General features: G+C 39.9%; 13 protein-coding genes and 1 pseudogene. 4 read left to right on the forward strand and 10 right to left on the reverse strand.

Annotated features, from left to right (window positions below):
- Positions 1-139: 139 nt before the first annotated feature.
- A complete protein-coding gene (locus F6K06_RS13235) occupies positions 140-544 on the reverse strand; it encodes a DUF3119 family protein (RefSeq protein WP_287241549.1) in 405 nt (134 codons plus the stop codon).
- 358 nt (positions 545-902) lie between these two features.
- Complete coding sequence (locus F6K06_RS13240; RefSeq protein ID WP_240039106.1) at positions 903-1652, reverse strand: MlaE family lipid ABC transporter permease subunit; 750 nt, start codon at positions 1650-1652, stop codon at positions 903-905.
- 127 nt (positions 1653-1779) lie between these two features.
- Here F6K06_RS13240 and F6K06_RS13245 point away from each other — a divergent pair, with 127 nt between their 5' ends.
- Entirely contained in the window at positions 1780-2187 is a 408-nt protein-coding gene (locus F6K06_RS13245; RefSeq protein WP_338043227.1) for a hypothetical protein, read from the forward strand.
- Positions 2188-2253: 66 nt separating this feature from the next.
- Here F6K06_RS13245 and F6K06_RS34545 read toward each other — a convergent pair.
- The 4 genes and pseudogenes from F6K06_RS34545 to F6K06_RS13265 all read right to left on the reverse strand — a co-directional run.
- Positions 2254-2527: pseudogene (locus tag F6K06_RS34545) on the reverse strand (IS1 family transposase); the annotation flags it as partial.
- Positions 2528-2930: 403 nt separating this feature from the next.
- A complete protein-coding gene (locus F6K06_RS13255; protein ID WP_287241547.1) occupies positions 2931-5405 on the reverse strand; it encodes a hypothetical protein in 2475 nt (824 codons plus the stop codon).
- Positions 5406-5426: 21 nt separating this feature from the next.
- Complete coding sequence (locus tag F6K06_RS13260; RefSeq protein WP_287241545.1) at positions 5427-5960, reverse strand: hypothetical protein; 534 nt, start codon at positions 5958-5960, stop codon at positions 5427-5429.
- Positions 5961-6078: 118 nt separating this feature from the next.
- Positions 6079-6342, reverse strand: coding sequence for a hypothetical protein (locus F6K06_RS13265; RefSeq protein ID WP_287308900.1), 264 nt, complete (start codon positions 6340-6342; stop codon positions 6079-6081).
- A 400-nt stretch (positions 6343-6742) separates the two neighbouring features.
- On the opposite strand from F6K06_RS13265, the gene F6K06_RS13270 reads away from it, so the two are divergent.
- Positions 6743-7183, forward strand: a complete 441-nt coding sequence (locus F6K06_RS13270; protein ID WP_287241541.1) for an Hsp20/alpha crystallin family protein — start codon at positions 6743-6745, stop codon at positions 7181-7183.
- Positions 7184-7346: 163 nt separating this feature from the next.
- Positions 7347-7787: an Hsp20/alpha crystallin family protein gene (locus tag F6K06_RS13275; RefSeq protein WP_124155008.1), complete on the forward strand. Its 441-nt coding sequence runs from the start codon at positions 7347-7349 to the stop codon at positions 7785-7787.
- Between the two features lie 124 nt (positions 7788-7911).
- On the opposite strand, the gene F6K06_RS13280 is transcribed toward F6K06_RS13275, so the two are convergent.
- Both F6K06_RS13280 and F6K06_RS13285 read right to left on the reverse strand, forming a co-directional pair.
- Positions 7912-8322 (reverse strand): type II toxin-antitoxin system VapC family toxin, encoded by a 411-nt coding sequence (locus F6K06_RS13280; RefSeq protein WP_287241539.1) that lies wholly within the window; start codon positions 8320-8322, stop codon positions 7912-7914.
- Positions 8323-8455: 133 nt separating this feature from the next.
- On the reverse strand, positions 8456-8722 hold the full coding sequence (locus F6K06_RS13285) for a hypothetical protein (protein ID WP_287241537.1): 267 nt from the start codon (positions 8720-8722) through the stop codon (positions 8456-8458).
- Between the two features lie 335 nt (positions 8723-9057).
- Between F6K06_RS13285 and F6K06_RS13290 the strand changes: the two genes are divergently transcribed.
- Positions 9058-9960 (forward strand): DNA cytosine methyltransferase, encoded by a 903-nt coding sequence (locus F6K06_RS13290; protein ID WP_287241535.1) that lies wholly within the window; start codon positions 9058-9060, stop codon positions 9958-9960.
- 469 nt (positions 9961-10429) lie between these two features.
- On the opposite strand, the gene F6K06_RS13295 is transcribed toward F6K06_RS13290, so the two are convergent.
- Positions 10430-10990, reverse strand: coding sequence for a biopolymer transporter ExbD (locus tag F6K06_RS13295; protein WP_124146852.1), 561 nt, complete (start codon positions 10988-10990; stop codon positions 10430-10432).
- Between the two features lie 405 nt (positions 10991-11395).
- Positions 11396-12145, reverse strand: a complete 750-nt coding sequence (locus tag F6K06_RS13300) for a MotA/TolQ/ExbB proton channel family protein (RefSeq protein ID WP_375339390.1) — start codon at positions 12143-12145, stop codon at positions 11396-11398.
- Between the last annotated feature and the right edge of the window lie 472 nt (positions 12146-12617).

The raw sequence follows: 12617 nt of genomic DNA on the forward strand, positions 1-12617 counted from the left end.
GAGAAGTAGAAATAAGAATAACTAACAATAACTAGCTAATAATTCTCAAAAAAATTATTCAGTCTGTGTTAATTACTTAATAATTGAAGTACCACTTAAATATAGCATTCTTTTTTCAAATTGGTATAAGATAAATTTACTAAGCTTCTATTGAATTCTGATTTGAGGGTAAGTGTTTTTCTAGGCAATTTTTTAGTGTTTTAGGGTCAAAAATAATTGGTAGAAAGTGAATGCTTTTAACTTCCCTAAAATAGAATAAAATTGGGACAGGAGACCAGAATATTTCCCAGTTTAGCCAATCTTGATAAGGAAAGCTTCGTATTAGTTTTTCTGAACGATATACTTCTAGAGATGTATCAGTAAATTTGAGACGGATAGTGGCTGTTTGAAATAATAGAAATATACCAAATAGAGCGATCGCTAGACTTACCCATGGTTGCCAAAAGGCCAAAGGCAATGCACTAATTATTAGCACCAGAGGAATTTTATAATTAGGGGCAAGTTCGATAGTTTGTTTGGGTTCGGATGTAGAAATAGTAGTCATAGTTTTATTTTATTTGCTCAATACAATTATTTATTGTAAAAGGTAGTGATAGATAGTATAAAAATTTATCAGTTTCAACATCCTCAAAACTCAGAAAAATCTAATTTGCTTAAAATAATCAAAATTATGCTCCTAAAAATCAATTTAAAATGAATGTTTTTAGTTTTTCATTCACAAAGGCTTAGAGATAAGTGACTAATTTTGACTTTTAATTTACAAACAAAATAATAGTTAGCCTGCTCCTAGATTAACAGAAGAAAAGCAAAAATCAAGAATTTAAAAAACCTACTCCCCATCTCCCCACATTCCCCTCCTGGGAGGGGTTAGGGGTGGGTCCCATCTCCCCATCTCCCTAATATTAAAAACTTTGCTTCATTGCTCCACCAATACCTTGAAACATTGCCCAAGAGAGAAAGAAATTAAAGATAAAAATAGATATTAAGGCTGTCACAACTGCTGTGGTTGTAGATTGGCCTACTCCTTTTGCCCCACCAGTGGTAGTTAAACCCCAACTTGTACCAATTACAGCAACTAAAACACCAAATACCATTGATTTAAGCAATCCACTGCATAAATCCCAAAGAGTCAGAAAAGTATGGACAGAACTAATATATATACTCTGGGAAATATCGTACATATTAACTGCCACTATAAGTCCACCTAATATGGCAGCTATTAAACATAACAAAGTTAATATTGGCATCATTACAGCACAAGCAATAACTCTAGGAATAACTAAATAATCTACCGGATCGGTTTTCAGCATATACAGAGCATCAATTTGTTCTGTCACCTTCATCGTGCCTATTTCCGCTGCAAATGCTGAACCTACTCTTCCTGCGACAACAACTGCTGTCAATACAGGGCCTAATTCCCTGGTTAAAGTTATAGCCAACATACCCCCAACCATATTCGCTGTACCGAAGGAAACAAGTTCCCTAGCAACCTGAATGGTAAATACCATACCTACAAAACTAGCTGTCAGTAAGACAATGAGTAAAGATTCTGGACCGACTATAGCCATTTGCTCAACAGTGTTACGACGATGAATTTTGCCCTTTAGGACATGAAAAAATACTTGGCCTGCTAAATATGCTGCAGCCAACATCCGTTGTCCCCATACCCCTAAATTTAACTTAAAAGTAATCTTACTCAATAGAAATTAATAAATTAGAAGACTAAACAAAACTAATGAGAGAAATTTACCAATCTTCAACAAGATTGTTTAACCAACGTTGAAGTTTTCTGACAGATTGAGTGATTTTGAGCGATCGCTCTCTATCTTAGAAAGTAAGTTAGCTATATCAGCTGACTTGCTACTAAGTGGCATTATGACTGAACTTATTTTTACATATATGAATATTTTGCCTAATCTTCTACGTTCTTTGTTACTTACAAGTATCTTTAGCTTTGTAACTCCTATTCTGTTAATTGGGGTTAGCTGGACGAGCTTTGCCTTAATTAGTCATTTTCCCAGTTTACGGACAATTGGTCAATCTGGTGTTAGGCAAATTTGGCATTTCTTGGCCACGTTTGGTGATGGCCATCCTTGGCAAGGGTGTTTGGTAATTGCTGTCACTTTTAGTTTAGTGGGAGCGATGTTTGATACATATGTGTTCTGTCAAAATCCCAGAGGAAACTAAATTTGAGGTAATTATTGTGTATGGCAGAAGGAAGAAGGAAGAAGGAAAAATCCAGTAGTGCAGAGCGCAAAGTGTGAGATAAGTAATTAAGTCATGCCAATACCAAGGAGCGATATAGCTGTCGCACTTACTCCGCCAACGCCAACTCTGCCGAATGTGGCTGCACTATTTTCCTTGCGACGGGCGAACCCAAATCCAATTGAAATAGCTCACCAGCAACCTTGCCGTCACTTGAGGAAAGCTCCCAGTTCTTGCCAAATTTATTCTGTCGGCGATGCCCGAGACCTGTTTGTTGGCGGACAATTCCGTTGGTGCGCTCTAATTGCTGTGGCAAGGTCTTTCCCGATAATGTGTTCTATTCTGGGGGAGAAATTCGCTCATACCCCTACAACGATGGTTTATATTCGCGGGACGAGTGAAGACCTTCAGAGAGATGTGTAGCAGATTGCTTGGCAGTGAAGATTGGAAGCTATGTATAGTAATAGTTACAAGGAGATATGGCATGATTTTACACATATCTCGGCTCAACGCCAAACTGACCTCTAGATTTTGAACGGAGACGGTCAATTTTTAAGTAGGCTCGATGAACTGAGAATCAGCAATTGTACTGATAATCCCCCGCTGAATTACAGATTACAGCAGGGGACTATATCAATCTAAAGTCCTACATACAGGATGAAGTCAAAAGATTTAAGGTAACATTTGACTGCTAGTAGGAAAAACCGAAGAGTGACAGAAGAAGGTTATGCTTTGATAAACCGGGTCGATGAGGTCATATTACTAAAGGAGTGGCTCTGTTGGAGATTGGGATACTCACCGGGTTCGAGGTCGATGTAGTTACCACTAGCATCGGGATCTTGGTATAGCCTGATCTTATCTCCTGGGCTGTAGTTCGGCCCTTTGAATACCTTCACCGAGGAAGTCAGGTCGTTGTAGCCGGAGTATTGACCCAGGTGGTTCACATCCTCAAATATAATCAGTTTCCGGCCTCCGTAGTTTATAAGGTCGTAGAGTTCGGCTACCACCGGGATCGGACTCACCGCTGGGGCTGGTGGCACACCCTGGTTGAACTTGACCGAAGAGATCGACTCCCCGAACCGCATTGGTATGTGGATATACGGATATTCACCAGGTTTCAGCACTAACTGACTACTGATATAGTTGGCGTCGCGGTAGAAGCTCACCTCGTAGTGGGCATTCGGGTCAAAGTTCGGACCCGGACGGATCTTCAACGAGCTAGTTCTGTTATCCATATAATAAAGAGCCAGGTCGGGGGTGTCTTGGCTCAAGAGCAGACGCATACCTGGATTCCCTCTCCAGAATAAATGCTGGTACAGCTCCACGATTAAGGGAATGTGGGCGTACTCCATGGACCCGGGGGAAGCTGGTTCAGACCCTGTGCCATCTCCGATGATAAACCGGGTCGATGAGGTCCTATTACTAAAGGTGTGGCTCTGTTGGAGATTCGGATACTCACCGGGTTCGAGGTCGATGTAGTCACCAGTACCATTGAAAAGGTCGTAGAGCCTGATCTTATCTCCTGGCATGTAGTTCGGCCCTTTGAATACCTTCACCGAGGAAGTCCGGTTGTCGAAGCCAGAGTAGTGACCCAGGTGATCCACATCCTCAAATATAATCCGCTTCCGGCCTCCGTAGTTTATAAGGTCGTAGAGTTCGGCTACCACCGGGATCGGACTCATCGCTGGGGCTGGTGGCACACCCTGGTTGAACTTGACCGAAGAGATCTGGTCCCCGAACCTGATTGGTCCAAAGTGGATATCCGGATATTCACCAGGCGTTAGCACTAACTGACCACCGATATAGTCGGCCTCGCGGTAGAAGCTCACCTCGTAGTCGGCATTCGGGTCAAAGTTAGGACCCGGACGGATCTTCAACGAGCTAACTGTGTTATTCATAGAATAAGGAGGAGCCAGATTGGGGGTGTCTTGGCTCAACAGAAGACGTCGCCCTGGAGCCCCCATCCAAGGCGTGCTCGGGGTGAATAAATGCTGGTACAGTTCCACGATTAAGGGAATGTGGGCGTACTCCATGGACCCGGGGGAAGCTGGTTCAGACCCCGTGCCATCTCCGATGATGAACTTGGTTGATGAGGTCCTATTACCAAAGCGGTGGCTCTGTTGGAGATCCGGATACTCACCGGGTTCAAGGTCGATGTAGTCACCAGTACCATTGAAAAGGTCGTAGAGCCTGATCTTATCTCCTGGCCTGTAGTTCGGCCCTTTGAATACCTTCACCGAGGAAGCCAGGTTGTTGAACTCAGAGTAGGTATGCAGGTTGTCCACATCCTCAAATATAATCAGCTTCCGAATTCCTCCGTAGTTCACACCGCTGTAGAGTTCGGCTACCACCGGGATCGGACTCACCGCTGGGGCTGGTGGCACACCCTGGTCGAACTTGACCGAAGAGATCATGTTCCCGAAATTGATTGGTCCCAAATTTAGCTCCGGATACTCACCAGGTTTCAGCACTAACTGACCACCGATATAGTCGGGGTCGTTGTAGAAGCTCACCTCATAGTCGGCATTCGGGTTGAAGTTCGGACCCGGACGGATCTTCAACGAACTCGTGAGGTTATTCATATAATAAGGAGGAGCCAGGCTGGGGGTATCCTGGCTCAACAGAAGACGTCGCCCTGGAGCAACCCCCAAGGAATTGCGGAACGAGCCGTCGTAAAGCTCCACGATTAAAGGAATATGCTGATAGGGACCAGGCGGAATGATGGCAGGAACTGTGATTGTGACTGTCTTGCTGCCAACGATTTGTCCATCGGCGACCACATCAAGGGAGCCGTTGAAGACCTGAATATCTGTGGCGGCTGCGACATTGCCAAGCCAGGAAACGGCGAAGCTAATTTCATGGTCTTCGTCTCTGCTGAGGGGGCCATGACCGGCGCTAGGTCCGATTGTTTGCACAAACGGTTCGGTTGCACCACTCGCTACTAGGCGCACGTTCCTGATTGTGGTGATCTGTGCTGCTAACTCAGCAATAATCCGCTCAACAGCAGTATCTGGACTGACACCTGAGACTAGTATGCCCCCCGTTGTATTGGCAATCCGGGTTCCTTGTCCCGCTTCGCCCACCGGATTGCCGCAATTATTGCGGTACCAATCGCTTACCCCTTCGATCGGGTTATCCAGCCCGTCCCTTGCGCCACTGCTTTCCAAGCTCATTGCCAGCACGGTAATTTTCTCGGCCACTAGCTTATCGGTGACTGATTTCTAGGTAATGTCGTAGTCTAGGCTGGAGATTGCCTTGCATATAGGGTCATGGCCTCCGGCATCACCAATCCAGACGATGATCCGCTGGGCATCGGCACGCCAACCAATGTTGCCACCTGGTGGTTCGGCCACCCGATCTAGGGCATAGAACTGAGCCTCGGGAACGTCCCTACCTGGGGTCGTGCTCCAGGTATCGACTGCGGCTTTGACATCGGCGATATTGGCAGTCAGATTACACTGGTGCTCGAAGGCGAAGGGATGTCTGTTAGGATCTGGAGCTGGAAAGTCTTTGTAGTTGCCCACTCCAAACTGGACATCAGACCCTAAAGCCTGAGTTTGGTTGACGATATCTACCATGCCTCTCTGGACGGAGGCGATCGCTGGACCCATGCTACCAGTCGTGTCTGATAGAAAATAGACATCGACTTTCGGGACTATCCCTAATTTCGGAATCGTGACCTTAACCACTTCGGCGAGGGTCTGATCTTTTGACAGAGTCAGATCGTTGGTTGGCGGTGAAACCTGAATACTCATTTAGTGAAATAACTCCTTTGAGAAAAAAGTTTTGGTTTCTGACTATAAATTTACCATCAAAAGTATTTCCGAGTCGATGAATGTCTAAGTTAAAAAATGTTACTACCAGCAATAACGCTTATTCTGGGCTAGGTTCGGGATTAACTGCAACTAGAATAATGGATATTCCTGCATAGTAATGGTAGGATACATATTTTTTAATTTCTTCCACACTGCTCATCTCCCCATCTCCCCAAATTCCCCTCCCAGGAGGGGGAGGGGCGAGGGGTGGGTCCCCATCTCCCCAAATTCCCCTCCCAGGAGGGGGAGGGGCGAGGGGTGGGTCCCCATCTCCCCAAATTCCCAAACTCCCGGTGCTTCCTTTACCATTAGTATGCACCACCACCGAATAATGCTTCGGCTAAGATTATTTGCAACTACCCAGCAATAAGTTTCCTTTTTCCTGCGACTGCTAAGTAAGATAGACATTACTCCTAACATATAGACGCTAACAACGATATTTTTTTGCCAGAAAATTATAGATGTTCGGCAATTGCGATCGCACAGTAGGCAGGAACCGAATTAATTATTTTTCTACTTAGATTACATTAAAGACAAGTTGAATGAAAACAACTTCAACTGAGTTTTGAAGGTAAGTTTTGGTGGTAAAAAAACTGAAGTACGGAAAATGCGCTCGCATCTCTCTAAGTAACCGAACTTACTAATTACCAAAACTCTACTAAAATTATCAACAACAACGAATTCAATTAATACATAAAACATTTATTTAGGAGGCAACAACTATGGCTATTGTACGTTTTTCTCCATGGCGTGAAATTGATTCATTACAGAAAGAAATGAATCGTGTCTTTGACAATTTTACTCCTTATTTAAACGGTGAAGAAAAAGGAATAGCATTTACACCAGCAGCAGAAATGGAAGAAAACCATGATGCTATTGAGTTAAAACTGGAAATTCCTGGTTTAGAAGCTAAAGATGTAGATGTACAAGTAACTGCGGAAGCTGTAGCAATTAAAGGAGAGCGTCGTCAGGAAGTTAAAACTGAAGAAAAAGGTATGACTCGTTCTGAATTTCGTTATGGTGCTTTCCAGCGAATAATTTCTCTACCAGTTCGGGTTCAAAATGACCAAGTAAAGGCAGAATATAAAGATGGTATTTTGCATCTACATTTACCTAAAGCGGAAGCAGAAAAGAATAAAGTTGTGAAAGTAAATATCGGTTAATATTATCTCTACAGAGATGCGAAATATCAGAAAAACTGAAGTACGGAAAATGCGCTCGCATCTCTCTAAGTAACCGAACTTACTGATTACCAAAAATCTACTAAAATTATCAACAACAACCAATTCAATTCATAAATAAAACATTTTTTAGGAGGCAACAACTATGGCTATTGTACGTTTTTCCCCATGGCGTGAAATTGATTCATTACAGAAAGAAATGAATCGTGTCTTTGACAATTTTGCTCCTTATTTAAACGGTGAAGAAAAAGGAATAGCATTTACACCAGCAGCAGAAATGGAAGAAAACCATGATGCTATTGAGTTAAAACTGGAAATTCCTGGTTTAGAAGCTAAAGATGTAGATGTACAAGTAACTGCGGAAGCTGTAGCAATTAAAGGAGAGCGTCGTCAGGAAGTTAAAACTGAAGAAAAAGGTATGACTCGTTCTGAATTTCGTTACGGTGCTTTCCAGCGAATAATTTCTCTACCAGTTCGGGTTCAAAATGACCAAGTCAAAGCTGAATATAAAGATGGTATTTTGCATCTACATTTACCTAAAGCGGAAGCAGAAAAGAATAAAGTTGTGAAAGTAAATATTGGCTAATATTATCTCTATAGAGAGATAGGAAAAATTAGTAGGGGCGAACAGTTGTTTGCTCCTACTATCTATTGGGAGTTACACAATTTTTAAACCCAAATAATGAAGCTAATATAGCTCCAAATTCTCCTCACTTTCTCTCCTCTTCCCAATCTTCATAAATTAGCCCGTCAATTCGTTCAAATTCCCTAGTATTATGAGTAACTAAAGTTAAATTATTTGCCATTGCTATTGCAGCAATTTGTAAATCATTACTCCCTACTGGTGTCCCTTTTTTCTCTAAATCTGCTCGAATTATTCCATAAACTTCCGCTGATTTATCATCAAAATCAAGTGAAATAAATTCTGACAAAAACTCCTTTTGTCTTAATAATATTTTGGCAGGATTATTACTTTTATTTGCACCATAAAATAACTCAGCTTTGACGACAGAACAAACAAACACATCCTTAACAGCGACTTGCTGTAGCCGTTCTCTGATTAGAGTAGAACGCCGATTCAAATACCTAACAATTACATTAGTGTCTAATAAAAAACCCATTTTTTACCGAAAAATCCTGGTCTAAAGCCTCCCCTTTTAAGGGGATAAAAAAAGAGAATACCATATTTTCTTGCCTCCTTATTGCAGAGGTACTGATAACTGATAACTGATAACTGATAACTGAAATTACCCTTCAGAAACATTCTCGCACACTATCATCTAAACTTTCATCAATGCCTCCATTATCAATTACAATAGGGTCATCTGCACAAGAACCAGCCGTTCTTTCAAAGAAACCTCTACTCCATCCTAATTCTTCAGGAGTTTTAATTGTTTTACTTGCTAATTCTTTCGTTAGAATAACTTGAATCTCCTCTGTTAAAGTCCTACCGTTATGTAAAGCTTGATCCTGTAATTTTTCCAGGATTTCTGGCTCTAAATTATCAAGAATAATAGTCATAATATTACCTCCTTATTAGTTCTAATTTAATCATTTAATAACAGCTCCTAATAAATCGCTCATTTCTCCCTGAGATTTATTCAAATTATGATCATCAACTATCAAAGTTTTCGGATCGGCATGAGAGAAAAATCCTGAGCTTTCCTAATATTACCACCATATAACAATTCCCAAAAAGTGTGAGGTATAAAACTGTATGCTTTAGGCAACAGGTAATAGTTAAGTAAAGATAAGAGTTTAGCTCAGGGTTACTCAGAAAAGCTATATACAATATTGAAAGCTGACAACTGATAACTGATAACTGATAACTGAAATGACTGCTATTTGGAATATAGATGCACAAAATCAACGTAATTGACCTTTTCTGCGGATGTGGTGGTATGTCGTTAGGCTTTCAAAATGCAGGCTTTAATATAGTTGCTGCTTTTGATAACTGGGAACCGGCAATTAAGGTATACCGCCAAAATTTTCATCACCCAATTTATCAATATGATTTGAGCAAAACTGACTTTAATTATCAAACTTTTATTCAAGTTAAACCATACCTAATTATTGGCGGTCCTCCTTGTCAAGACTTTTCTAGTGCAGGTAAGCGTAATGAAGATTTAGGTAGAGGAAATTTAACTATTTCCTTTGCTCAAATAGTGACTAATATTTTGCCTCAAATTTTTGTGATGGAAAATGTTAGTCAATTTATTAACTATACAAAATATCGAATTACTAAAGACATTTTTAAAGCTGCTGGATATGGTATTAGTGAAAAAATTATTGATGCAAGTTTATGTGGCGTACCTCAAAAGAGAAAGAGATTTTTTTTGATTGGAATTTATGGAGAGCGAGACAAAGAAATTGAACCATACTTAGAAACTTATTTGGCAAAAAAACCGATGACAGTTAAAGATTATTTTGGAGATCAATTAGAAATTAAACATTATTATCGTCATCCCAGAAGTTATAAAAGAAGAGCAATATTTAGTATTGATGAACCTAGTGCTACGGTCAGAGGAGTGAATCGACCTATTCCTCAAACTTATCAAAATCATCCAGGAGATTCAGCAAAATTATCCTCAGAAATTCGACCATTAACAACAATAGAAAGAAGTTATTTACAGACATTTCCTGAAGGTTTTATTTGGGAAGGTTGTAAAACAAATTTAGAACAAATGATTGGTAATGCTGTACCTGTGAAGTTAGCTGAATATGTGGGAAATAGTATTTTAGAGTATCTGAAAAATTAGGAGTGGAAAGTTACAGCAGAAGGAAGAAGGAAGAAGAAGGAAAAATGAAATATCTTGTATTTCCTAAGTTTTAAGCTTTTGATATGTCCGCGCCTTTTGTTTCGACTGCTATATAATTAATTATCTAAACTTGAGATTAAGAATAACTCACAAATCACATCTGATTTACCAATTTTTTAATATAGATATTTCCCAATTTTAAAGTTTGTCTTATCTAAATATCGTAGGCATATTGATAATCTTTCCAAGCAGCTTTTGCGCCAGCTTCTACTATTAAACTTAAGTCACAATCATACTCTCCAGCACAACTAAAAGAACTAAATTCTAGTATGTAAAGTTCTCCTTCTGATTCACAAATATCTACGTAGTTGTCATTATCGTTAAGACTTATACTAATTCTACTGAAGTAATATTAAAAAAAAGTCTTTTTAGGCAACAGGAAATAGAGATGTGTATCAAATGAAAATACTCAATCTGTAGATGACTCAGGAGCAGCAGGTAACTGAAATTCACCGGGGTTGACTGTCCTTGCTGGAGTAGGCTTTTGTTTGGACTCAGACTCAGATGGGGTAACTGATTCTTCAGTATTATCATTATTAGTAGTAGCACCAGGACCTGTTTGAGGTGCCCCTGGTAAAGTTGCTAGAGCTACGCGATCGCCTCCTACTTCTCGCAATAAATCTAGAACTTGCACAACATCATTGTATCTTGCTTCTTTAGGAGCATACAATACAACAACTCCGCGAGGATTAACTTGATGATATCTCCGCACAAACTTTTCGAGTTCAACCGCATTCACAGCTTGTTGTTCAATAAAAGTTTTTCCCACCTCATTCACACTTACAAGTAACATATCTTGTGATTGAGGTTTACCCGTGCTAGCTTTTGGTAAGTCAACATTAATTGCCTGTTGACGAGTTAATTGTAAAGCGGCTAAAAGGAAGAAAGTTAGAATGCAGAATATTACATCAATTAGAGGTATTAACTCAATTCTAACTTCTTCAGTGGCAGATTCTTGATTAAGTTTCATTGTTTTTTTGTTTGGAGAAAAATATAGCGCTACGCGAAAATCAGAAGTAGGGGCAGCCATTCGCCCCTACAGAAGTCAGAAGTAATCTCTGACGCTCGTTTGAGCATTTAGGAATGTCCTAAGCTTTGCTTCGACTGCGATCAAAAATAAATAAAAGTATAAAGTCTCATCAATAATGACATTCAAGAAGTAGTCAGTAGTAGGGGCGAGAATGTGGTCAATGGAAATGTAAACCCCACCAACCCTATTAAAACCCTGTAGATTGTCGGGTATTAAACCCATGATCAATAAAGATAATACATTCACAAAATTTTTGCTTCTAATTGACAAATTAGTCTGAAAAAAATCAAGATGCTTTTCTATAAAAAATCATCAGCTATCTTGTCATGATTGATATATTTTTCGTTAATTATTATCTGGCTCATCTGCAGTTCTATCAATATCCCTTTCTGCTGGAGAATCTGTTGGTTTTGTATCCTGTTCTAAAGAATCTGGAAAATTATGAGAATTCTGCGTCCATGTAGGAGGAAAATAAGTATTATTATCTGGTGAATTGTATTTATTTAAAGATGTCTGTTGCCAATATTGTCGATAGAGTAATTCTAATTCATTGCCAGATTTCCGAAAAACCTTCATCTGATTAAATAACAAACTTTGAAATAATCGATAAAATACTAGACTAACAATAGCTACTACCAAACCAGCAGCAGTACTAATTAAAGCTTCACCAATACCAACTGTCACTCCCGCAGTTGAAGAAGTGCCCAAGTCCCCAAGGCGAATCGAACCAAGGGAACCAATAAGACCCAAAACAGTACCTAGTAAGCCCAACATCGGAGCCAAAGCAATCACCCCTTCCAGCAATTTATCTCCCTTACGCATTGAGGCCAACTCATCATCAGCACTAGCCTCTAGTGCCAATTTAAACACTTCAGGTTCTGGGTTTTGTAATCGCAGAGGAGCATAGAGAAAGCGACCAATAGGTTGTTTTAGAGTGCGTCTAGCCATTTCTGTCGCTATACTCCAGTCACGACGTGCGGCTTCTAATACTCGGCTAACAGTTTGTTTTTCCTTAATTAATAGATTTGTCCAGAACCATAGGCGGTCTATTATGGTACTGAGGGACAGAATTGATAAAACTAACAGAGGCCACATGGCAGGGCCTCCTTTCTGAATCAACTCTTCAAAGGTCACAGTATATTCGCTCCTGCAGTTTCAACTGATTACAATTATTTGTCTATTTACTTTATTTTTAAGTTCCTTAGAACTGTAATGCTATGGGAATCATAGATTGACAAAATTCAAATTAAATGATACCTCTTAATTAAGATAAAACTATTAAATTTCTGCATCATATTTTTTCATTTTTTCAGCATTAACCTTCAGCATAATTAATTTAAGCTATCAAGTGCAGGCTTACTTTAAGTACTATAATTGAAAATTTGTCCAAAATAGAAGTTGATGACAGGTTGTACAGTAGATATTTTACAGAAAGAAGTCAAAACTCACTCGTGCAAAAATTGAGATAAATTGATAATTTTTGTATTGTTAATGATAATTTCTGTATTGTAATTTGTTTGGTTCTTAGTTTGACAAGAATTATCCTAGATAGACTAGGCTTAAGACC

It is taken from the genome of Okeania sp. SIO1H4 (assembly GCF_010672695.1).
GTDB classification, from domain to species: Bacteria; Cyanobacteriota; Cyanobacteriia; order Cyanobacteriales; family Microcoleaceae; genus Okeania; species Okeania hirsuta.

Bases quoted from the DNA above. Each gene is read 5' to 3' on its own strand.
- F6K06_RS13240 (WP_240039106.1), bottom strand. From the start codon at position 1,652: ATGTTGGCTGCAGCATATTTAGCAGGCCAAGTATTTTTTCATGTCCTA.
- F6K06_RS13290 (WP_287241535.1), top strand. From the start codon at position 9,058: ATGCACAAAATCAACGTAATTGACCTTTTCTGCGGATGTGGTGGTATG.
- F6K06_RS13235 (WP_287241549.1), bottom strand. From the start codon at position 544: ATGACTACTATTTCTACATCCGAACCCAAACAAACTATCGAACTTGCC.
- F6K06_RS13300 (WP_375339390.1), bottom strand. From the start codon at position 12,145: ATGTGGCCTCTGTTAGTTTTATCAATTCTGTCCCTCAGTACCATAATA.
- F6K06_RS13270 (WP_287241541.1), top strand. From the start codon at position 6,743: ATGGCTATTGTACGTTTTTCTCCATGGCGTGAAATTGATTCATTACAG.
- F6K06_RS13285 (WP_287241537.1), bottom strand. From the start codon at position 8,722: ATGACTATTATTCTTGATAATTTAGAGCCAGAAATCCTGGAAAAATTA.
- F6K06_RS13295 (WP_124146852.1), bottom strand. From the start codon at position 10,990: ATGAAACTTAATCAAGAATCTGCCACTGAAGAAGTTAGAATTGAGTTA.
- F6K06_RS13280 (WP_287241539.1), bottom strand. From the start codon at position 8,322: ATGGGTTTTTTATTAGACACTAATGTAATTGTTAGGTATTTGAATCGG.
- F6K06_RS13275 (WP_124155008.1), top strand. From the start codon at position 7,347: ATGGCTATTGTACGTTTTTCCCCATGGCGTGAAATTGATTCATTACAG.
- F6K06_RS13260 (WP_287241545.1), bottom strand. From the start codon at position 5,960: ATGAGTATTCAGGTTTCACCGCCAACCAACGATCTGACTCTGTCAAAA.